The organism is Flavilitoribacter nigricans DSM 23189 = NBRC 102662 (assembly GCF_002646595.1).
Taxonomy (GTDB): Bacteria; Bacteroidota; Bacteroidia; order Chitinophagales; family Saprospiraceae; genus Flavilitoribacter; species Flavilitoribacter nigricans.
In genome coordinates this window covers 247,009-270,286 of record NZ_PDUD01000002.1, presented here as the reverse complement: position 1 = coordinate 270,286, position 23,278 = coordinate 247,009, and the positions used below count along the sequence as shown (strand labels likewise).

The 23,278-nt window shown below is 49.8% G+C and carries 10 protein-coding genes; 4 read left to right on the top strand and 6 right to left on the bottom strand.

Translation table 11 applies throughout. The features are described from left to right. Nucleotides 1-6: 6 nt before the first annotated feature. The 5 genes from CRP01_RS02790 to CRP01_RS02765 form a co-directional block, all read right to left on the bottom strand. Nucleotides 7-1,251: a sensor histidine kinase gene (locus CRP01_RS02790; protein ID WP_170110193.1), complete on the bottom strand. Its 1,245-nt coding sequence runs from the start codon at nt 1,249-1,251 to the stop codon at nt 7-9. 388 nt (nt 1,252-1,639) lie between these two features. Further along, nucleotides 1,640-3,004 (bottom strand): sensor histidine kinase, encoded by a 1,365-nt coding sequence (locus tag CRP01_RS02785; RefSeq protein ID WP_099148467.1) that lies wholly within the window; start codon nt 3,002-3,004, stop codon nt 1,640-1,642. A gap of 351 nt (nt 3,005-3,355) precedes the next feature. Next, on the bottom strand, nt 3,356-11,977 hold the full coding sequence (locus tag CRP01_RS02775) for a SpvB/TcaC N-terminal domain-containing protein (protein WP_099148465.1): 8,622 nt from the start codon (nt 11,975-11,977) through the stop codon (nt 3,356-3,358). 11 nt (nt 11,978-11,988) lie between these two features. After that, a complete protein-coding gene (locus tag CRP01_RS02770) occupies nt 11,989-14,019 on the bottom strand; it encodes a T9SS type A sorting domain-containing protein (RefSeq protein WP_099148464.1) in 2,031 nt (676 codons plus the stop codon). Nucleotides 14,020-14,090: 71 nt separating this feature from the next. Next, nucleotides 14,091-14,798 (bottom strand): porin family protein, encoded by a 708-nt coding sequence (locus CRP01_RS02765; protein WP_099148463.1) that lies wholly within the window; start codon nt 14,796-14,798, stop codon nt 14,091-14,093. A gap of 733 nt (nt 14,799-15,531) precedes the next feature. Between CRP01_RS02765 and CRP01_RS02760 the strand changes: the two genes are divergently transcribed. Continuing rightward, nucleotides 15,532-16,041 carry an ankyrin repeat domain-containing protein gene (locus CRP01_RS02760; RefSeq protein ID WP_222845647.1) on the top strand — a complete coding sequence of 170 codons (510 nt, stop codon included), beginning with the start codon at nt 15,532-15,534 and terminating at the stop codon, nt 16,039-16,041. Between the two features lie 135 nt (nt 16,042-16,176). On the opposite strand, the gene CRP01_RS02755 is transcribed toward CRP01_RS02760, so the two are convergent. Beyond that, on the bottom strand, nt 16,177-16,680 hold the full coding sequence (locus CRP01_RS02755) for a hypothetical protein (protein ID WP_099148462.1): 504 nt from the start codon (nt 16,678-16,680) through the stop codon (nt 16,177-16,179). Between the two features lie 421 nt (nt 16,681-17,101). On the opposite strand from CRP01_RS02755, the gene CRP01_RS02750 reads away from it, so the two are divergent. The 3 genes from CRP01_RS02750 to CRP01_RS02740 all read left to right on the top strand — a co-directional run bounded on the left by CRP01_RS02750 (nt 17,102) and on the right by CRP01_RS02740 (nt 23,276). Next, nucleotides 17,102-18,016, top strand: coding sequence for an aspartyl protease family protein (locus CRP01_RS02750; protein WP_099148461.1), 915 nt, complete (start codon nt 17,102-17,104; stop codon nt 18,014-18,016). Nucleotides 18,017-18,196: 180 nt separating this feature from the next. Then, the gene (locus CRP01_RS02745; protein ID WP_099148460.1) at nt 18,197-19,096 is read left to right on the top strand and encodes a retropepsin-like aspartic protease; all 900 of its coding nucleotides are present in this window, start codon (nt 18,197-18,199) and stop codon (nt 19,094-19,096) included. A 169-nt stretch (nt 19,097-19,265) separates the two neighbouring features. Beyond that, a complete protein-coding gene (locus CRP01_RS02740; protein WP_170110192.1) occupies nt 19,266-23,276 on the top strand; it encodes a hybrid sensor histidine kinase/response regulator transcription factor in 4,011 nt (1,336 codons plus the stop codon). Nucleotides 23,277-23,278: the final 2 nt, after the last annotated feature.

Here is a 23,278-nt window from a genome sequence, read left to right as displayed (position 1 = left end):
GATCCTTTATTGGACGGATGCGGGTTGTTTGGGCAGACTGAACTTGAAAATACTACCCGTTTCTCCGGAAGTTTCCAGCCAGATCTTTCCGCCGTGCAAATCCACTATCCTTTTGCAAAGTGCCAGTCCCACACCACTGCCCATAAAGGATTTGGAGGCATTTAATTTTTTGAACATTTTAAATATGTCGGTCCAGTAGGCTTCCGGAATACCAAAGCCATTATCGGCAACGGATATTTCGTAAGCAAGTTCCTTATCGGTGATTGATACCATAATACGGGGGAGGTCTGACCGATTGTACTTCAATCCGTTGTCGATCAGGTTATAGAGGACCTTGTAGAGCATTTTTGGGTCGGCTTTTACCGGGAGCAGATCTTGGTAGCAGATCTCTCCATTGACTTCCTCCAGGCGAAATTTTAATTTTTCCCGGATACTGCCCAGCAGGTCATCGGTACGAACCGTCTCAAAGTGCAGGTTGGAACGGGTACTTTCGGCATTTTCCACGATCCCGTCCACAATTCCCCGCAGTTGCAGACTACCCATTTTTATAAAGTTGAGGTAATCCTGCACATCCTGCTCCTGCCGGCCTTTTAGTTTTCGCTCCAGTAATTCGGAAAAGCTAAAGATCGTCCGGATCGGGGTTTTGAGATCGTGCGAAGTGATATAGGTGTATCGCTCCAGAAATTCGTTGGACTGCTGGAGCTCCCTGGTGCGCAGCAGCAGGTGCTCGTTGGTTTCCCGCTGGCGGTCCTGAAATTCACTGCTCGCCTTGAGGAATTTCGAGACCAGGATCAAGAGACCGATCGTATTAAAACTCAGAATGATCAGATTACTCCAGATACTGACGGGGTCTTCGAATACCCGGGGGAAATACAGGGTCAGTTGGTAAGCCGCCAGTTGCAGTAATAGCAAATAGGAAATGATCAGAATGCGGTAAAGTCGCCTCTGGAACAGTATTAGAACGACCACGATGAATACAAACACGGTGTAATCCAGTTTCAGGTCATTGCCGTACATGACCATGATCGGGAGAAACAGCGTAGGGAATACCAGGGTGAGTACGATCTTGCCTATCCGGGGATAATCATAATAATTGAACAGCAGGGATCCGAAAGATAAAATGACGAATGCGATGGCAATGAGCGGGGTGTGGTTCGGACGAAAAAAGATGATGTCCAGTGTCAGTAGGATACAGGCGGTACCTACCAGGAAAAAGGCCCGATTAACCAGCCGGAGCTTGAATTCCTCCAAAAAACCGATGTTTTCCCGTACACCGATATTAGCGATCTTTTCGATCCAATATGATAGCGCATTAACCATTCGAGTAGTAAGAAGGTAGTACAAAAATTAGGCGAACAAAAATATATACCTAAACCGGCCCTGAGCTCTATCGAAGCAAATGTATCTAAGAACATATTTAAATTTCATCTTTTGGACTGCCCATACGGGCCCGTCCTGGGCAAATAATCATCTAATGAACCTCACTTTGGCATTTTTGAGCTCCGACTTCGCTGTAGGCCCCTAAAATCCCACAGCTCGTGTTGCTACGAAGCTCAAAAATACCTTCGTGAGAACCATTACCTGATCACTTTCGCCATCAAAAACGAATTTTAAAAATGTTCTAACTTCCCGAAGTTAATCAGGATTCTTTGGGAATAATGAACCGAAAAGTACTGCCGCCGGGTGCCGGATCTTCCAGCCAGATCTTACCGCCGTGCAACTCAATGATCTTTTTGCAGAGCGCCAAGCCCACACCGCTGCCGGAAAATTCCTGCACCCCGTGGAGCTTTTTGAACATTTTAAAGATATCCTGACTGTACCGGCTCTGGATCCCGATTCCGTTATCCGATACGGCAAATTCGTGTTCCTGTTCCCGTTCCGTATAGCTGATCGATACGCTAGGGGCCGGTGAGTCGTTGTATTTCAGTCCGTTATCGATCAGGTTAAAAAATACTTTTTGAAGCATCATTTTATCCGCACAGATTCCCGGTAGTCCCTCGTAAATGATCCGTCCGTTGATCTCCGATAATCGGATCTCCAGTTTGCGCTCGATGTCGCTGATCATCTCCCGGCAATCCACCTGTTCAACTTCCAGACTGGACCGGTTGCTCTGGGCATTTTCAATGATACCGTTCACGATACTGTTGATCTGCAGCGCTCCGGACCGGATAAAGGCAAGGTAGTCTTTGATATCCTCATTGTCCACCTCGCCCAGCTTTTTCTGCAACAATTCGGAAAAACTGTTGATGTTGCGGATTGGCGTTTTCAGATCGTGGGAGGTGATGTAAGTATAACTTTCCAGAAAATCATTGGCGCGCTGCAATTCCTCGGTGCGTTCCTGCAACTGGCGGTTCAGCATTTCTTTTTCGGTGATGTTCCTTTTCAGTTCCCGGTTCTTGAGATCGAGGTTTTCGGCATAAGTCTGCTGGTGATCCTGAAAAGCCTTACTGATGCGGATAAACTGATAGGTCAAAATAAAAAGCCCAAAAGTCGTACCGGTCAGCACGATGATACTGTCGAAGTAGTCGACATAAGCGGCATAGGGGCTCGTGAAATTGGAAATAAAATAAAAACTGAAGAACTGCAGGACGATCAGATAAAGGATATTTATGATCCGGATCCGGGAGTTGTCGTATAAGGTAAGTACCAGTACGATAAAGAACGAGATGGTATAATCCAGCTTTAGCGTAGGGCCGTAGAGATAAATTATACCGAGAAACAGGGTGGGGAAAAAGAAGCTCAGTACCAGGAAGGAGATCTTAAAATATCCGCGATGATTGAGCAGCAATAGGCCCACCGAAATAGCCATCAGGATCACCGGAACCAGGGTGACTTTGTTCTGCTGATTCCAAAACCCTTCTAAAATGAGTACCAGACAGAAGAAGGCGATCAGAAAGTAGGTTCGATTCAGTACCCGCTTCCGAAACCTGACCAGGTAGGATTCTCCATCTTTGATTCCCAGAAAGGTAACCTGATTGACCCAGTGAAGTAGTTGGTTTAACATAACCCTGGTTATGAAAATATGGTTGTACGGTGTCTTATGCGTGCTGCAAATGCACGCAGAAGGGGAGGATCTTTTGATCAGAGATATTCAGAAGCCGCTTTTTAACAGCATCTCTTAACATGGAGATATTGTGTGGAATGATCCGGCGAAATAGAACGGTTTCTTTTATGGGTAAAGGTTTTTTTACCGGATTTCCTGAAATTTGTTTCACGGTGAAAATACATTTATTTCCCGAAAACTGCTCCATTAGCTTTTAGCAATCTACCGACCGAAAGTAAGATTAAAGCCGATTTTAGAAATATATCGGAGAAGGAGACCGGTAGCAGCTACCGGCCTCCTGATCTTACCAATTTATCGGATGGTGACTTTCCGGTTATTCTTTTTGTTTTTCCGTCCGCTTTCGTTGATCTGAAACCGGCGATGCTGCTGTTTGCGTAGGTCCGGGCGATCCGGCAATTGGGGCCTGAGCCGGAATTGCCTTCTTTCCGCTTTGGTCGGATTCATTGGGCCGTAATGACGCTGGTCGTGCGGCATATCCGTGCTTACCGTAGTGATCCTCCGGGCCCAGGGGTTGTAGCGTTTGAGGTAGCCTTTCGGGGTAACCACAAAACCGATGTGTCTATCTCGCGTGATGCCTTTGATATCCGCTTTGGAAAAATTGTTGTTGTCGTATTTCTCCAGTTCCGCACCGTGGGTATGGATGTCACCGATCGTACGGGTACGGGCGGGAGCGGGAGCCTGGGCCGGGTTACTGGCATCTACGGTGCCTCTGGCCGGCCGGGAATAGCCGTAGTAATAACGGCCGTTGCGCTTAACCTCGTAGATAGTAGCGGCGTATTCCCGGTTTCGCTTAATGGAAACGGGATTGTACAGCCTGCCGAAATCTTTGGCCGCATCCGTTGGTGAGCGGAATAACTGGTAGGGAGCCTGCCCGTCCGGATCGGAGTAGGTAAACGGGTTCTGCAGAACGTAGGCATAGGGCGACCAGGCCGGATAGGCTGCCGCCAACGGATCGATACTTTGCCAGAGTGAATGCCGGGCGTCGTAATAACGGGCACCGTAGTAGTAGAGGTCCGCCGCCCGGTCCAGTTCTTTCCCGTTGAAGAGATAAGACTGTGCGATATCGGTACGCTGCTCTTCCACAAATACTTCCCCGAATGGAAAATATTCCACATGCTGGCGGACATCTCCGTTGTAATCGGTTACGTAGGTGCTGCTGCCCAGGTGATCACGGTGGAAAAAGAACTGTTCCACTTCCAGGAAGACCCCATTGCCGTAAAACCCGTAACCGGCCGGTACGTTGTCATTATTCAGGTCATTCCCCGCAAACCAGACCGGAGGGCCGGGAGGGCCGCTGGGATCCGGTGGTCCGGCCGGACTGGTCGGCCAACCCAGTGGCGGGTTCGTGTACGTACCGATGGAATCCGCCGGCAGTGGGCCACCGGTATATTCCGGTTGGGCGTAATAACCGGGAAGGGTAGGAGGTCCTGGAGGCACACCCAGTTGGGCGTAGTAGCTCCAGACGGTTTGTCGTAGTTGCTGGATGCGGGAAATGAAATTCTGATTGCCGGCCGTAATACCCCGCCCGAACCAGTATTTGTTATTGAATTTTCCGGTGCCGATCTTACTGAGCACGCGTTCTCCTTCAACATAATAGTGCTTGGTAAATCGATCTTTTTCGGCGGTGAGATAGGGACTCACGTAGGCGGTGTAATTGTCGCGATGGCTGATCAGTCCGGCCGGCGCTCCGTCCGTAAATACCCCGCGGATACCGCCGTGACTTTTGATGGCCCGTTCACTCTGAGCATCGTAAGTGTACTGGCTGATGTAACCGTCGTTGGAGACTCCCATGAGACGGTCTTCTTCATCCCAGAGAAGCTGCCGGTAGGTCGCGGATCCTTCCGTTTCCCGGAAACCGAGCAGGTTGCCGTTGCCGTCGGCTTGAAAATCGCGGGTGCCGATACTGCTGGGTACGTGGGGCTGGGGCCCTTCGTAGCGATATTCCCAGTCGAACGTACTGGCTTCCACGTCCCGGCCGTTCATCCGGTGGGTGCGGGTTTTTCGCCGGATATTGTGCAAATTGTCGTATTCCATCTGAAGGGAATAGTCTGCTTCACCGCCGGGTCCCCGCCAACTGCCGTCGGCCCGGATCAGCCGGTAAGCCGCATCGTACTGAAAATCATGACGGCTGCTGCCCCCAAGATTACCGCCGGGGGCGGAATTATTAAAACTTAAGACATTGTCCATGGCATCGTAGGTGTACCGGCCGTCCATAACCGCCTGCCCGCCGCCGTTGCGAACGGCCAGGTGCTCCAGCCGGCGGCGATCGGGTTCGTACTGATAGCTGGTACTGCTGCCGTTGCCGTATTGCAGGTAGACTTTGGCTTCAAATTTATCGTAGCCGATCTGGTCCACGATAGCGTAGGAACGCGTCCATTTTTCACTGTTAACGGAATGCAGGCGACCGGCCCGATTGTAGTGATAGTCGACCACCTCACCGTCCGGGTAGATCAATTGCTGGAGGCGCCCCCAGGTATCGTAGGTCGATTCCATAACGTAGGTGACCACATTGGCTTCGTTGACCAACAGCGTGCGAATGGATTTTTCAATTTCCCCCAGCGGACCGTAGAAATATTCCTCACCACCACTGGCATCCTCGCGGAACCAGACCCGGCCGGCCCGGTTGTGGGCAGCGTCGGGACCGCCGTAGTGCAACTGTACCCGGTTTTGAAAGTTTTTCGGATAGTCGATCTGGACCAGCCGTTCGTATTTATAACTGTAGCGGACGGCACCTTCGTCGGGGATGGTTTCGCGGATATTCTGGGTGACTTTTTCCAACAGGTTGTCTGCGGCATCAAAGGTGTAGGTCGTGAGGCCGCCGTCGGGTTGCCGGGTGCCGGTGCGGCGTCCGAAAGCATCGTAAGTATAGCGGGTCTCGTTGCCGTCATCATCGGCACTGACCGTCAGTTCGGAAAGTGCGTTGTACGAGAATTCGGTCCAGATCGGTCCGTCCGGGCTGTTTTGATTGATGGCCTGTACGCGTTCCCGGACATCCGTAAAGGTTTCCTGAAGATTGCCAATTGCGTCGGTGCGCCGGGTCAGAAAAGCCGTGCGCCCGGTACGGTCCTCAGCGATCTGATAATCAAATGTCGTTTCCGAACCGTCCGGAAGCCGGATCCGGGTCGGCCGGTCCAGGATATCGTAATCGGTATCGGTCGGCGGTACGGCATCTATCGCCACGTTGAGTTTGGGCCCCTGACTGACCGCCCCGAGGGTCGGATAATAATTGGACGTCATACGCCCAAAAGCATCGTAGGAATCGGCACCCGAAACGATGAGTTGCACCTGATCTTCCTGACCGGGCCCCTGGTAGATCGCCACGGCCTTTTTCGTCTGCACCACCCGCTCCAATCCATCTATAAACTGGTAGGTTTCGATATCGCTTTCGTGTTCGGGATCGTAGTGTCGGGTTTTGGCGTAGGGAACTTCCGCATCGGGATAATATTCGAAAGCGATAGTATATTCCTGTCCGGCCGCCAGTTCGTGCGGCCCGGTAACGCTAATGACTCGTCCGCGATCATCGAGCGTGTAAACGGTGCGCTGCCCGGTGATGTCAGTGCTTTCCAGCAACTGGCCGTTGGTGTAGTTATAAGCCCGGGTAGAGGTATAGCCGTAGCTGTCTTCGGTTTGCAGCAGATAGGTGTGTACTTCATCATCGTAAGTATAGGAGTAGCTCATCCGTTCGCCCCGGTAATTGGCCGGCCGCGTGAGTTGGGTCAGATTGCCGTAGTTATCGTAGTCAAGCTCGAATTCAGCTACACTGCCATCGGCCAGAAAGCGCCGGATTGCCAGGATGTCACCCTGGGCGCCTACCCTTGTTTCCCGGTGCCGGAGCAGACTCTGATTGCCGTATACTTTAATCGAGGCGGGCACATTTTTCAGGTATAAGTCCGGGAAATCGTGATAAGTGTAATCGGTTGTAAGCTGATCTTCCGGCGTATTATTTCCAAAATCCGTTACCGAAAGGATATTTCCCCAGCGGTCGTAAGTAAAATTCATCCGGCTTTGCAGTTGAGCGGTTGTATCGCCTTCGTAAAACAACTCGGTGGTGGTGATCCGGGCCGGAAAAGCGCTCCCGTCTTCGGCCTGGCCAAAATCAGCGGGAAGATCAATACCGGTGGCCGGGTTCAGCAAGCGGTAGGCATGCCGGGTTTCCGTGTACTTTCGGCCCGCGGCGTCGAGCATAAATTCCGCGAGTAAGAGGCCCTTCCTGTAATAATTGCTGTTGTCGTATTCCCGGACCTGCGTGCGGTATAAGGCATCGTTCTGTTCGGTGTCGAGCTGTTGTTCTTTGACGGTGCCGAAACCGTAAAATTCCCGCTCGTGCCGATCGTAATGTCCATTTTCGTAGACATAGCTCATGCTGATCCGCTCCGCTCCGTCGCCGGGAAGACCGTCCCGGAGATCGATGCGGCTCATGACCCACTGGTGGTAGGGCAGACCGTAGGTATTGCCGGCCGGAGCGTAGTCCAGTGTGAAGGAGCCGCCGAGTGGCCGGCGTACCTCACGCAGCAGATTGGTCCGGCCGATAGATGACGACTTTACCGATAGATTCCCATCCTGATCGGATCGCAGGTGATCCGGATAACCGTCTCCGTCAATATCCTCGATCTGGGTCAGCACCCGGCTGACGCCCTGCCCGATGGACGTGCTGGGATTGATGCAGAAGCGCACCAAAAAGATCGGTATGCACACCGTAAAAGCCGCATTTGCGGATTCGGCGGTAGCATCTCCCTCGTCGAGTTTTTCGGCACCCGGCCAGTTGAGTTCCGGTCCGAAACCGGTACCGGTGTTGAGCCGCACCAGTAGTCTCGGGTCATCGTAGCGAAGTAGATCCAGCAGTCCGTCTCCATTGACATCCTGAAAACCGGCCGTGGAATGATTGTCCGTGCGGGACATCCCCACGCCCGCGGCGAAACTGTTGTTGCTGATGTTGATCCCGACGCCTGCGCCGTAATCCATACTCACTCCGGCTCGGATCTCACTAAAATCCCAGGGCTCCGGCGGCCCGAAGCGATAGCCGAAATTGAGCGCTACCCTTCCGTCGCGGAACAACTTATCGGGCAATCCGTCACCGTTGATATCCAGCCAGGAATGCTCCGTCCAGTCGTTATCCTCCGTGAAATTGCCGCTGATACCGGCCGAGTTTTCGGCCGAGCGGTTGGCCGATTGCGATTTTTTTCCGGAATTGTTCACCTTCGCTTTGGTCCGCGAGCTGCGTTTCCGGGAGCCCTTACCGGCCGAGGCACCGGCATTGGAGGGGCTGGAATTGACGAATCCACCGCCGAGGGTCACGCCCGTAGCTTCACTTTTGGCAATGTGGGTTCCGAGGGTATGACTGATCGCCTGACTGCCCAGACCGCCGCTGGCATTGGAATATTGGATTTTCTTAGGGGTAATTACATCCGGGTAGTTATCGCCGTTAAAGTCTTCGACGTCGAGCAGGTTACAGGTCTCATTCCAAGCCTGACTGGCACCTAAACTTCCCGGCCCGGCGGATAGCCCTCCGGCTACTGCATTGATATTCGCCTTGGACATCAGGCTGGGTGCACGCGCGCCGGTACCGCCATTATCGGGTGGAGGGGCGAGGGAGATGTCATCTTCTCCCATGCGTGAGCTACTGATGCGGTCGGCCCGGAGATAAGTCCGTTCGTCGTATCCACGCCAGGAAGCGGTTTTCGGGTCGGAATACATGACGATGAATTTAGCTTTGGTTGGATCACCGACATCGCCCAGATCGTCCGGATCGTCAATTTCATCCAACTGGGAAGTATCGATCTCGATATCCGGCAGTTGGAGGTCGCCTTCCAGAATGGGCAAAGATGCACGATCGCGGTTGCCGTTGTAGACAAATTGACCCCAACCCCGGTACTGCGGCCCGAAGATCAGATCGTCTGTCGGCCGATTGGCGTAAATGCCTGCGGCTATCATTGTGGTATCGGTCTGACCGACGGCTACCACTTTTACCTGATTGAGATTAGCGCCGGTGGCTATTCGCCGACCAATATCGGGCCCCCAAACGTGGTATTCAAAGTATAAAGTATCACCGACATCGGCGGTAAATTCCAGTTTCTGGAGTGGCAGCAGCAAGCCGGCCGTAACCGGGGCATCCGTTTTGGCATACAGCCGCTGGTGACCTTTGGCGCTCAGACTGAGTTGTCCGTTATTGAATGGCCCGTAATTGGTAGCGGCTAATCCGCCCGCCGGCCGCAATTGATAATCGCCGCTATCCGGAGCGACCCAGATCTGGCTCTTTTCCCAAACATCCGTATACATCCGGTAGTCCACCGCCGGACAGTAGTCCAGCAGCGGTTTTCCATTCCCATCGATCACCACCGATCCGTCGGTGGCAGAGAGATAGTACATCCGCGGCATCCACTGAATGGCGGACCAGTCGATATTGGTGCCGGCTGAAAGCCGAAACGCGAGCTCTTCCCCTTCCAGTCCAAATAGCGAAGGGATCTCGATATTCAGATTGGCCACACTGTCCCAGGGAAAGGTATCTACACGGATGACCTCTTCGCTGCTCCCCTGCAAGCGCAGGATCGACAAGACTACATCATCGGAGGTAACGGGCTTTTGGAAATTCCCCTCGATGCGCAGATCACCAGTGGTCGGCAGGGCCGTCGTCTGGCAGGACGACAGCAAAAAATCCTCGGACGCCCGGTACCGGAAATCACGCTTCTCATTGGGATCCTGTTTGTTGGGATCCTGATTGAGGTAGGTGATCACCGGATCCCAGAATACTTCATCGTAAGCACCGTCGAAAACGGATTGGACCCGGAAATAAATGCGGTCCCCTTTTTGCACCGGAATATTACCGACCCCGGTGGGCGTCTTTGGAGTGAAATCATCACCGGCAATGGTCGTAGACCAGCGTTCCGTCGGGCCGTGCTGAATGGCTACCCGGACGCCGTCCTGTCGTCCGTAGGCTGTAGCATCCGGGCTGTTATCTTCTATCAGATTAACCGCGCCGCTGATGGCTACGATACCCGCGCAGGGCGCCTCCCAGGACCGCACTACATCGTGCAGCGGATTTTGATCGATCAACATTTCTACTTCCGCGGGGTCTATCTCAAAGAGGGTGTTATCCAGCGGAGCACTGGTGCCGATCGGGCTGGGGGTATCACCGCTATTATTAGTGAATACCGGATGCCCCGCTTCATTGAGGTGATTAAAATAAACCACCCCTTTGGAGACGATATCGATCAGATCATCTCCATTGAAATCGGAAAAATAGACCTCGGTGGTCGTGCGCTCGGAAGTGTGCTCGTAGCCGACAAATACCGGAGTGACATTGGCCTCAAAACCGACCGAGTTGAAGTTGGTCTTACTGACGCTGAAATTTTTAATACCCTGAATGGGGAATTTATCGCCGAAAGCCTGTTGTCCTCCCAGGTTGGGACGGTAAAACAGTTGATCATTCTGTCGAAAGACCTTGTCCGGCAATCCATCGCCGTTGATGTCTACCAGGGCGATCAGCCCCGTGGCGTCGGATTTACCGATCGCGAAATTTCCACCGACCGTATAATCCTTGGTCGCCAGACTACCCAGGGGACCGACCGTAGCCGCCGACCCACCACTGAAACTCGAGGAACCCGAACCGCCGAGCAGCGAGGTATTGCCCTGAAACAAGGGTAGGGGATTAATGAAGCTGACTTCAATGTTATCATTGGGTACCTGCCAGGCCTGCTCGTTTTTGAATGGCTGGTAATTTCCATCCTGCCGTACCTCATCGTAATAGCTGAATTCATGCTGGTAGAACAGTTCCCCGTTCCGGTCGTATTCGCCAATATTGCGCAGCAGGCTTTTGTAAAATGCACCCTGGGTGTAGCTAAGCTCATAGGTCCGCAGCACCTCATCGCCCCGCCGGACTTCAATACGCCGCAGCAGATCGGCGGTGACCTGTTTAAAGCCCAGTCGGGCATCCAGGGTTTTGTCCGTCCTTAAGGATTCGCCCAATTGGCGGTCCCGCAGGAAATGAATGCTGAAAGGCCCTTCCGCTTCCCCAAAGCCAGTGTAGGTAATGTGGTCCAGGTACAATTGCCGGCCATCTACGCTGCTGGAGGACAGCCCCGGATCACTGACTACTTCGTGGTAATAACGCATAAAATTGCCATTCAGATCCCGTACTTCCACCAGCGCCCAGCGGGCAATATTCCCGTTGTCATCGCGGAGAACGGCACCTTCTACCGGAGCCGCGGAAGCCGGATCGCCGCCGTAATGGCCCACCGTGCCGTCGGTGTAGGTGACGGACCACCAATAGTTATTCGGATGGTCACCGTGCCGGATAATGCGGGCAAAATCCCCTTCCACCCGGGGACGAAAGGTTTTTTCAGACTGCCGGTCCTGCAATTCGGCCCGGTGCGCTACCGGACTGAGTTGACCTCCTTCCAGCAAATAGGTCTCCGTTTCTTTTTCGGGATCGTAGCGCGGTACTCCCCAGCGGGTATCGATGTCGATAGCCGGGAGGTAGACATCCCAGTCCAGTCCCAGCCAACCGTTCCCGCTGCCGCTGCTGTAATCGATGCTTACATCGGGTTGCATCCCCTGCCGCCCGGGAGGCAGCTTCAGTGGAAAGTTGAGGTTGGCCGTACCCTGTTCGGAGGCCTGCGGGGCGTCGATGAGAATAATACCGGTTGCCGGGTTGGCTGCCTGCAGGTCCTGAATGCTGTTGGGGGTATAGGCCTGCGTCGTGGGGGCTTCGGGCAATAGATCGCTGTCCGTTTGCTGGCTGTCGTCGGGCGTAACCGCCGGAATTGCCGGGGAAAGTAGCGGCATCTCCTGTTTTGGATCGGTAACTACACGCTCCGGTTGCGGAAGCGCTTCGGGAAAAAAAACGGGTCCGTTCTCAGCCAGGAGCATCCACTGGAACAGACTGATGATTATGAGTGATAGGAACTTGGTTTTCATAGTATCGGGGATTATTGGACAATGAATGGGATGGTGAGTTGATCGTTTTGCGAGGAGAATCGGATCAGGTAAGTGCCTTTTCCGGAAAGTTGGGCACCGGTGTGGTAATAATCGCCGCCACGATGTTCGCGTTGCAGCAGCAAACGGCCGTCGGGAGAAAAGACACTCCAGTGCAGCTCAGCGGAATGTTCCAGGTGAACACGTGCCCGAAAATGACCGTCGGAACTGGGATTGGGAAATAACTCAACGCGGCGGAAATTGCCCCGGGGAGCGGGCTCCACCCGAAAACGCTGCCGGGAAATGCAGGCATTCCGGTCGATCAGTAAAATGTATTCGCCCGCCTGGGTAATGGAAATTTGCGGCGAATGGTGAGTTGTACCGTCCGGGAGCTGCCATGTATAGGTCAGGTCCGTTGTTGACGCCAAGGATGCATCCAGGAAAAGCGGCTGATCGGCGGGTAATTGGTAGACACCGGCGAGAGAAATTTCCGGCGCATCGGCGCTCTGGAAATAGAACGTTTCGCGATAATGCTTGCCGTCCGCATCGCTAAGTAACAGTTCATAAGCATCCGCCGGGAGATCCGGAATTTCCAGGATCTCCGCCGTCTGACCGGTCCATTCCACTACCAACTGATCGTTCCGGCGCAATTGGAACTGATAAGGTGCCCTGCCGCCAACAGCTTTCAGTCTGAGATTGCCATTCTCCGCCGGAAAACAATTTGGAGCGTCCATTTCGGCCTGAACGAATAATTCCGGTCCCGTAGCCAGCGTGAAAACATCCTGTCCCGAGCCATCGGTATCCCAACGAATGTCCCGGAAGTGCGCCCGGCCGTCGGCCCAGAGCCTGTACAGCGGATAATAATCGACGGAAGCGATGCCCCCGAAATTGCCCCGGGCGCTTCGATCTACGACCAGCCAGTAGGTTTCTTCCGGCCCGGCCGGGGTGCGCAGTTGGTGGGTATCAAACGCTAATGCTACAGACTGATCCGACCAGTTGCCGGTTACCTGTGCCTGCCATTGCCGCAGCAGGGTGGTGGGTTGCAGGACCTGCTTTTCGGCCGGCTCCAGGGGCGCGTTGTTATCCGCCCAAAGGAGAAAGTTTTGATCGGGGAGTATACGAATTCCGGAGGTGTTTTGATCTGTGATCTCGTCCAGGCCCACGGTCAGTAGCCCGGGAGCATAACTGCTGGTCGACTGCCGCTGGTACAGGCCGGAAAGATCATCCCGCCCGATACCGGTCACGCGATAGCGGAAATCATCGGAATTGGCCGGCGAAAGCAAGACCTGCCCGGAAGCATTCAGGTAATCCAGTTCCTGTTCGGGAGCCAGATGAGTGCCGTATTTGATGGAGAGGTAGGATGCTACGCGCTGTCGTTCTTCGGGAGACAAAACCCGCTCGTAGAGGATAATCTCGGGCATTTTTCCGGTGAAGCTGTTGACGGGTAGTTGCCGGTCGTGGGGTTTTCGGGCCAGTTGGAAACTGATTTCCGACTGGCTCGTGCCGGCCTCTTTTCCCCGGTGGTGCAGATAAGTGCTCACCCGGGGGTAGTTATGTTGGGGGTGGGAAAAGTTGAGGTATTCAAACTGTCGAAGGTCGGCCATTCGGTGGGTGGTCAGGATACCCTCGGTGATGCCCGCCCGGCTGAAACTCCAGATACTTTGCTCGTTGAAGGTATCGCGGGGCTGATAGGTGGTGAATAATGTCCATTTCTCCGGCTGAATGACGGTGGCCGGCAAGTTTAAGCCGGGAAATTCCCGATCAAAGGTGAAAGCAGGATTGAAATTGAGCCAACTTTCGGCATTTTCTTTTTGCCGGGATATGACTTCCCCGCTGAGTATATCTTTCCAGATGATCTCGCCGTCGGCGGTAGATTCGGCGGCGTACCAGAGTTTTGGAGTATGTACTCCTCCGGGATAGATGGCCTGGGCGAATAGCCCCGACTGCGCTAGGAGGCAGAAGAGGAAACACAGGAGGTAAGAGCCGACTGTAAATAGGAAACCCTGAACCTTGATGGACGGGTGTAAACAGGTATAGCATTTCATAATTGGGTCTTTGGCGAATGAAAAAGAACCGGGTGCAGATTGTTGAAGCGGTGGCCGCTTCCAGCCGGAGTTTAGTAGGGCTCAAAAGGAATGATCCAGCCTACCGTCACCTGGTATCCCTGAGTTTTGTTGCTGTTCTCGATGAAGTTAAAGCCGTTGGCGAGGGTTTCGATCACATCCTTCATACCCAGACTGTAGCGCGCTTCGATACAGAGGCCGAAGTCAAAATCATATCCCAGTCCGAGGTTGACATTGATATCGGTTTCTCCTTTAAGCACTTCGCGCAGACTTTGCTGGATCTGCAGGTCGGGACCCAGGTCCGGCATATTGGAGCGGTAATTGATGTTAGTGTTGGCGACGTTGAAGCCCACCTGGGGGCCGGCGTGAAAATGGAAACCGGCAAAGGGATATACCTTGAGCAGCACCCCCAGGTTGACATACTGATAATTAAAAGAGATGGTGTAATCTAGGTCATTGATATCCGTATAATTAAAATCACTGCCCTGCATGGCGAAGAGGACCTCCGGCTGTATCGCCGTGCGCGAACGGGGAAAACGGTGGTAGAAATACACCCCACCCACAAATCCGATCCGGGGCGCGGTCTCTACGGTGTAAGTTTCGGCGGCAAAAACGGGAGGAATGATGGTGGTGGCAATGCCGTCGATGGAATAATAATTGGCTCCGGCTTTGAAGCCGTAAAAATATTCGTCATCGATAGGTTGGGCAAATAGGCCCGTGGTGATCAGCAGCAGCAAACATAGGTGCCATGTTCTCAACATAGTATTTGGTTTTTGGTGGTTATACTCTTGCTCAGGAAATACAAAATTTACCAGGGGCCTCCGTTAGTTCTAGGAAACCGGCTTTTGCAAAGAGATGTATTTCCCGCAGTAGTTATATATCACCGATGATGTAAAAGTTACCAGTTATGTTGAAAAGGCCGTTTTCAAAATAGTTTTTAGGTATGTAGCGCCAACTTTCAGTCGACAAATTTCATCGGCTTGAATGTCTTGCCGAATTCCAATCAGCAGGTTTTATCCGATTGGAAGTCGAATCTACGTACCGACTGATGACTTTACAAATAGATGAATTTTCCAGAAATACTGCATATCACTTATGCTGTAAAAGATGAAAACTATGTTGAAACGGAGGATTTTGTCATCGAATCAGTAAAGGCTGACTCATTTTTTTAGCTAGATGGCACTGACTCGCAATGTGTTGATCGACAGGATCTTCTTGCCCGGAATGAAATCGGATAAGCTCCTTGACACCATTTCAGCGCTGAATACTCCGGATCGCTGCTCCGAAAGCTGCATCTTTTCACAAAAAATAAGTGTGGGACCGAAAAAACTCGGTATTTTATCAACAGATATCTGATCGTGGCATGAAATTTTGGAATGCCGGCATTTTGGGAGAAACTGTTCCCAAAATTGTTGGCCCTGAATGATGGCAATGCAAACAGATATTGGCCACACTGCGATTCCGGCACATCTTTTCACCATTAAATCAAACCCGATGATGCATCGCAAACAATTCTTGAAACAATTATCTTTTTCGGCATTTGCCGTAGGCGCTTCTCCGCTGATTGCCGGCGCAACCTTACCCGTCAATGATCCCCAACTCGATAAAGAGTTGGTGCAGTCCTTCGTCGGGGCTGGACACAGCGACATGGACAAAGTAAAAGGCTTACTCGAAGAACATCCAACCTTACTGAATGCGGCCCACGACTGGAAATACGGCGATTTTGAGACCTGCCTGGGAGCCGCCAGCCACGTCGGCTTTAAGGAACTGGCCCAGTATCTGATCGACGCGGGCGCCCAGGCAAATATCTTTACCGCCTGTCTGTTCGGAAAGATAGAAGTGGTCAAACCCATGCTGGAAGCCTTCCCCACACTGATAAACGCGAAAGGCCCTCATGGATTTACCTTGTTGCACCACGCCGTCCGGGGTGGTGATGAGGCGCTGGAAGTGAAGGAATATCTGGAGTCCTTGGGCGCAACCGAAACGAAAATTGCGCTCTATTGATTTGTTGACAAAAAAGTAAACTGGAACAGGACTCAACGGCCGGGTGATCCCGGCTGCGAGCCCTGTTCCAATTGAGTAAAGACCGGATAGTTCAGACAATTATCTACTGAATATAATTTCCGGCCGCGTCACGCCTTAATTATGCCCTTTTCCCCGTACGGGCAGCAGAGGACATTCGAAATAAGTAGTCGTAGACACGAAATCTTCGGTATCAATATCTTCCACGGAACAGGCTTCCAGGTACTTATCGGGATCAACTCCTGCCTTGAGCGTATTCACGTGCCAGCGGCCGCCGTTGAAGTCCTGATCGCCGGGCTTAGATTCGGAAATGGCTCCGAGTCCACCGGCGAAGTTGGCACCGGTATACAGTTCGTCAAAATTACCGGAGGAGGGTTTAAAACTGGTGGGCGTGCCGATGGTCGCAAAACCTTCACAATCCGACCAGATGGCCAGGGATTTACTGGCTTTTGCTGCCGATGAGCCCAAAACGGGATCCACCGGAATACTTTGCGCAAGGGGAGCGATTCTTTGATCAATTTCCAGGTCATCCGTGGCGGAAAAAGCACTTTCTTTGGTGCAGGCGGTAAAAACGAGGGCAATTGCGGTTAGTAGGAACAAGGTTTTGAGTAATTGTGCCATTAGACTGTAATTTTAGATGATTGAAAAATATATCATCCAAGTTAGCCGCAGCGTATCACAAGAGGATCACAGATGTTTCACATTTGTGGATGGGTGGGGGTTGGTACCCAAATGTGTAGGATAGAAAGGGTCTTTGACAAATCTGTTTTTCTGAAAACGGCCCCTGGGGCAGATACGTCAAAGGAATAAAAGCATTATTTATAGGAAATAGATTATCGCTGTCATAATGAGAAATTAAAGTATCTAATTGAATAGAATATTGGACCATTTACTGATCAAGAACAATAAGGAACCATTTGAAACAATGACCCACGGTCGGTAACGCATCCGCAACAATAGCCGACATCAGCCTGCCCGGAAGCTCCCAACTTTGTCATGACTTCAGCGCTGAAGGATTTTTTTCATCTAAATCCTTCAAATCATGACAACTCGGTATATAATCAGCAGCCTGCTGATGGTAAGCATGATCTTTACGGCATCGGCCTCTATTAAAAGTATCCCATTTAAACTAGTTCGTGGAGTGATGGTGATCCACGCTACCGTAGATGGGCAAACCGGCAATTTCATACTGGACAGCGGTGTGCCGGGAGTAGTGCTGAATGCACGCTATTTTACTGGTAAAAAAAGCTACGCTATTAATTGTAGTGGATTTCAATTTATCGGGGGAATATCCGAGGAGTGTCAGGGTAGGGTGATCCGAATGAGCCTGGGAGAAGTTTCCTATCGTGGTTACGCTGCAGTAGTAGACCTTCAACCTGTTGAAAAAGCCAAACGCATGAATATTCTGGGTATGGTTGGGTTTAAAGCTTTTAAAAAGTATGAAGTTGTTTTTGATTTTCATTTAGAGGAGATCCAATTGTACGAATTGGATCAAAAAGGTAACAGAACATCTCCTGAGCACTATGTATTACCCGATGCTACCCTGAACCTTCGTTTTTTGGAACACCTTCCTTACATCTCGGCGCGAATCGGTAGCCGTGAAATCAGACTTGGATTAGATACCGGGGCTGAAGTTAATATCCTGTCTGAAGAAATTTATGAGGATAATGGAAAACTGGTAGATAATATACGTTCCAAAAGAATAGTAACCATGGGAGGAACTTTGGAAACGCTTATCTGTGGTAATGTCCGATCTCTTCGGATAAATGGACAACTCCTCCCCGAAATGCAGACCATATTTATGTCGCTGGATCAACTCAATAAATTATCTGGTCCCGATTTGGATGGATTAATCGGACCGGAATTTCTCAAGCATTTCCGAACGGCCTTTAACTTTAAAAGAAAGGAGATCTACTTCTGGAAAGGGGATGATAGGCTTAGAGCCGCGCGTAACTGAAGCAGACTTATAAAGAGGTCGTAATATCCGCGATGAAAGAAACAATAGGCAACACTTTTGAACAATATCAAATTCATTCCAACATATATGTTACGATAGCCAACATGCTGCAGATATACTACCTGCAACTTTGTCATGACTTCAGCGCTGAAGGATTGTTTCACATAAATCCTTCAAATCATGTACAAAGAAAAAATATTTTGGATACTGATTATTTGGGCAAACCTATTCTCCTCTTTGCTTGCAAATTCAAACTCCTCAATACCCTTTCGCCTGGTTGGAAAGCTAATTATTATTCAGGCAAAAGTAAATGGCCTCACCGGAAACTTTATTCTGGATACGGGGATATCTGATGTTTTACTTAATAGCAAGTATTTTAAAGGTAAACCAACTGAAAGAGTATTTGTAGGGGTGAATGGCGATAGTGAAAATATTAACGAGTTATTGCCTTCTCTTCAAATAGGTAATCATTATTGGGAGATTATATATGCCGAAGTGCTTCCCATAACCCATTTAGAAAAATCGAAAGGCATTCCCATACACGGTCTTTTGGGCACAAAAATTTTTGGAGATTATATACTACTTATCGACTACCCAAAGCGGCAAATTGAGTTATTCCAAATGGATGACCAGGGAAAGAATTCCAACTTTTCTCAAATGAAACCTGACTTGAATAAGGTGGAATTTCTGGTGAAAGGCAATATGCCTGTAATTGTAGCGGAGATTGGTAAGAAAAAATTAAGTTTTCTCGTGGATACAGGAGCAGAGATCAATTTAATTGATAATCGCTACGCCAAAAAACTGTCTAAACAATTGCTTGACAAAAGAGAACCTATTCAAAGAATAAGTAGTCTTGGTAAACACTCAAAAAAAATCACCCCGGTAAAATTAGTTGCTATTAGGGTGGGAAATTATAATCTAAAGGAAATGAGAATTGCATTTATCAGATTAGGACATTTTAATTATAGGGTTCCCGGTCCTCCTGTAGATGGCATACTTGGATATGAATTTCTGAATCAGCTTCGGGTAGCCTTTGATTTTAAAAAGCATGAAATGCATTTTTTGGTTACTGAAGAATAGGGTAATAGGGTTGATACATAATTAAGAAAGATTGTAACAAATAGAAACAATAACCAAAAGGATGGAACAATATCTAACAAAGGGCTATCTGTAAAGCCTTATCTTTAGAAAGCGATGTATATCCCAACCTGTCGGTGTTTAAACCCAATAGTTTATTTAAATGCTAGTAATGAAACCCCTCCTTTTCTCGGTTTTGGTGCTGATGCTCCAGTTGTCAGGAAAAATTGGACACGCTCAAACTTTAGATCAAAAACCATTTCTGCAGTTTAAGAATATCTCCGGTAAGCGGGGCGCACCAGGTGAATGGGCCCGGTATATACTTCAGGATAGTCTGGGATTGATGTGGTTTGGGACAGACATTGATTTTAAATATTACGATGGTTACTCCTACCGCAAGTATGCGCTGGAAGAAGGAGATATCATGGTTACGAGCATGCTGGAGGATCACCAACATGATATATGGGTGTTTGCCAGTGCGGATGCGCTTTATCATCTCGACCGTAAGAGAGATAAGGTTACCAGATACGAAATTGCTGGTGAACAAAAACAAACGCTGAATGAAGTCTACCCGCTAATTCACCTGAGCCGCTGCCTTTTTGAAGACCACGATAATAATTTGTGGCTGAGTACTTACCAAGGGTTTATGCAATTTGACCGGGAAACTCAGCAAATGAAATTAATAAGTGCCAGGCATGATCGCTATTTGGGCTGGCTGATTGAAGATGACCAGCAGCGATTGTGGGAAGTTATGTCGGATGGACTAGGGTTGTTTCAGGATCCGGATAGCCTTTTCATCCCGTTTATCGACAAGCGGGGTGAACCCCAGCAACTACTGGGCGTGAATTGGATAATTCCGGTCGAATCGGGCAATTTTTGGATTTCTACAGAATATAACGGAGCCTATTATGTGGAAGCTTCTTCCGGTCAAATAACTTCCTACCGTCACGACCCGGATGACCCTCACAGCCTTGGCTGGAATAAGGTCAACCATATTATGGAGGATGACCAAAATAGAGTTTGGCTGGCCGCAGATTTGGACGGGATCAACCTACACAGTTCAAACAATAAAGGCTTTCATCATTACCAGCCAAATTTTCGGAACACGGATGAATTATCTACTTATCCCACTTTCCTGTTTCAGGATCGCAACCAAGGGTTTTGGGTCAGTAATTATTCGGCCGGCATCACTTATGCCGGTTATTTTGACAAACCCTTCATCGCTCATAAACCTAGGATCGGAGATCCGAAAAGCCTGGACTTCCCTTATGTCACCAACTTTTTCGAACGTCCGAACGGCGATATTTGGATCACCATAGATGGTGGAGGCCTGAATCTCTGGCACCGTGAAAAAGGCGAATTTTCTCATTTCAAACATGATCCGTTCAATTCTAACAGTCTGGGATATGATAAAGCTTTTCAGGTTATAGAAAGTGTAGAAGGTGACGTCTGGATACGCCATGGGAGGGGAATAGACCGCATGGATGCTAATACTGGGATATTTAAACACTATCCTATTTATGGGGTTCTTCATTTTGTCCGGGAAAATGAACTGTGGTTGATGAATGAAAACCGTCGCCGACTGTATCAATACAATTCGTCAACTGACTCTTTTGAACTGAAATTTGAGGGAATGTCGGACCTGTATGCCGATCGCGAAGGGAATATCTGGGTGAAATATCCCGAAGGAAATTGGTGTAGATTTAATCTGGAAAATGGTAGAAAGAGCCAATGTTTTGAAGCCAACGGCCAGGAAATAGCGGAAGACGCTTTAGGCAATTTCTGGATATTATTAGGCGATCAGGGCGATACTTTAATTAAGTATAATCCTACTCTCCAGGAATATTCGGACCCCTTAATCCTGCAAAACTCCCGTGATCACCTGCGAAACAAGCTTGTTATCGACGACAACAACCATATTTGGTTGGGCACCAAAGACGGATTGTTTCGCTACAAGCCGGCATCGGGCGAACTAAAACACTACGATTATTCGGATGGTTTATCCAGCGAGTTTTTGCGAACCGGGTCGCCTCTCAAAACCCGAAAGGGAGAGTTGCTCTTCGGCTCCAGTAATGGTTTTACCATTTTTCACCCGGATAGTATCCGGGAAAATACCTTTGAACCCCCGGTTTTGATCACCAGTTTTAAGATCGGTGGTCAGGAAGCCTTGGTTGCGGGCCCAGATCAGGATAATAAGGGAAATGCCACATTGGCAAATCATATTCATTTTGTCGAGTCGATACAGCTAAAACATTTTCAAAATGATATCACCTTTGAGTTTGCGGCATTAGACTATACTAATCCCGAAAAGAATAAGTATCAATATAAATTGGAAGGTTATGACAAGCATTGGACTGATACTGATGCTTTCCGTCGTATAGCCAACTATACTAATCTCCCTCCGGGTACTTATACCTTCAGGGTGCGCGGCTCCAATAACGACGGCACATGGAATATGGAAGGGGACACGCTGGTGCTAACGATTACGGCACCCTGGTATTGGTCAACCTGGTCTAAACTCCTCTATCTCCTAATTGTTTTGGGGATTATTTACACGCTCTATCATTTTCAATTACGACGTCAGTTAGCCGCGGCCGAAGCGCAGCGTTTACAAGAACTGGATATCGTCAAAACCCATCTTTATACCAACATAACCCACGAATTTCGCACGCCCCTGACCGTTATCTCGGGTATGGCCGATCAGGTGCTGGAAGATCCTGCTAAATGGTTTCGAGAGGGTTTGCAGATGATCAAACGAAACAGCCGTCATTTATTGAAATTGGTCAACCAAATACTGGACCTGGCCAAACTGGAATCCGGGAACCTCCCGGTGAATATGGTGCAGGATGACGTCATTAAATTCATAAAATACCTAACGGAGTCTTTCCACTCCTACGCTGAGACCAAAGACATACGGTTGCATTTACTCCCGGAAATAGAAGAACTGTACATGGATTTCGATCCGGAAAAAGTGCAGGCTATTTTTACCAACCTGGTCAGCAATGCGATCAAGTTCACTCCGGCTGGCGGAGATGTATATATCACGATTGCCGGTGGACAGTTGCCGGTGGACGGTGATTTCCTGGAAATTTGCGTAAAAGATAATGGGATCGGCATTCCGACGGAACAGCTGCCCTACATTTTTGATCGCTTTTACCAGGCGGATAATTCTTCTACCCGCGAAGAAGAGGGTACCGGGATTGGTTTGACTTTGACCCGCGAACTGGTAAACCTTTTGGGAGGGAAAATATCGGTAACGAGTCAACCCGGGAAAGGCACCCAATTTACGGTTCTGCTGCCTGTAACCAGCGGTGCTGAAAAGGGAAGAGCAAACGCAAATTATCAAAACGATTGGAATACCGAAACGAAAACAGCGCTTCTATCTATATCTGAGATGACATTTCCGGACGACAGCAATCCAAAACCGCTGGTCTTATTGATCGAAGACAATATAGACGTATTGCAATATCTGGCGGCCTGCCTGCAAGACCAATACCGTCTGGTAATTACCGAGAATGGTCAGGAAGGCATTAAACAAGCGATTGAACAGGTGCCGGATATAATTATCAGCGATGTTATGATGCCGGTAAAAGACGGTTTTGAGGTAGTTAAAACGCTAAAACAGGATGAGCGCACCAGCCACGTTCCTATCGTTCTACTAACGGCCAAAGCCGATATGGGATCGCGGCTGGAAGGATTGGAACAGGGAGCGGATGCCTATCTAGCCAAACCCTTTCATAAAGATGAATTGGAAGTGAGATTGCGTAAGCTGATCGAAGTCCGGGAACGCCTGCAAAAGCATTACCGTGCGCTGGCACCGACAAATGAGGATGCAGAATCTTCCGTTGATAAAGAACACGCATTTCTGCGGAAAATCCGGGAACGGATCGAAGCCCGATTAAGTGATGAAAATTATGGCATTTCGGAGCTCTGCGCTGATCTCGCTATTAGCCGTACCCAACTCCATCGAAAACTCAAGGCCCTTACCGGGAAATCTACTTCTTTCGTCATTCGAACCATTCGTCTGCAAAAGGCTATGGAATTACTGGAAAATTCGGATCTGAATGTTTCCGAAATAGGCTATGCGGTGGGTTTCAGTAACCGAAGCCATTTTACAACCGCTTTCAAAGAAGAATTCGGAAAAGCTCCGAGCTTTTTTAGAGACGAAAATGGATCTGGTTAATA

What these genes read in the sequence shown, in the direction of transcription:
- CRP01_RS02745 (WP_099148460.1), top strand. Translation starts at nt 18,197, where the DNA reads ATGTACAAAGAAAAAATATTTTGGATACTGATTATTTGGGCAAACCTA.
- CRP01_RS02770 (WP_099148464.1), bottom strand. Translation starts at nt 14,019, where the DNA reads ATGAAATGCTATACCTGTTTACACCCGTCCATCAAGGTTCAGGGTTTC.
- CRP01_RS02760 (WP_222845647.1), top strand. Translation starts at nt 15,532, where the DNA reads ATGATGCATCGCAAACAATTCTTGAAACAATTATCTTTTTCGGCATTT.
- CRP01_RS02755 (WP_099148462.1), bottom strand. Translation starts at nt 16,680, where the DNA reads ATGGCACAATTACTCAAAACCTTGTTCCTACTAACCGCAATTGCCCTC.
- CRP01_RS02750 (WP_099148461.1), top strand. Translation starts at nt 17,102, where the DNA reads ATGACAACTCGGTATATAATCAGCAGCCTGCTGATGGTAAGCATGATC.
- CRP01_RS02785 (WP_099148467.1), bottom strand. Translation starts at nt 3,004, where the DNA reads ATGTTAAACCAACTACTTCACTGGGTCAATCAGGTTACCTTTCTGGGA.
- CRP01_RS02765 (WP_099148463.1), bottom strand. Translation starts at nt 14,798, where the DNA reads ATGTTGAGAACATGGCACCTATGTTTGCTGCTGCTGATCACCACGGGC.
- CRP01_RS02740 (WP_170110192.1), top strand. Translation starts at nt 19,266, where the DNA reads ATGAAACCCCTCCTTTTCTCGGTTTTGGTGCTGATGCTCCAGTTGTCA.
- CRP01_RS02775 (WP_099148465.1), bottom strand. Translation starts at nt 11,977, where the DNA reads ATGAAAACCAAGTTCCTATCACTCATAATCATCAGTCTGTTCCAGTGG.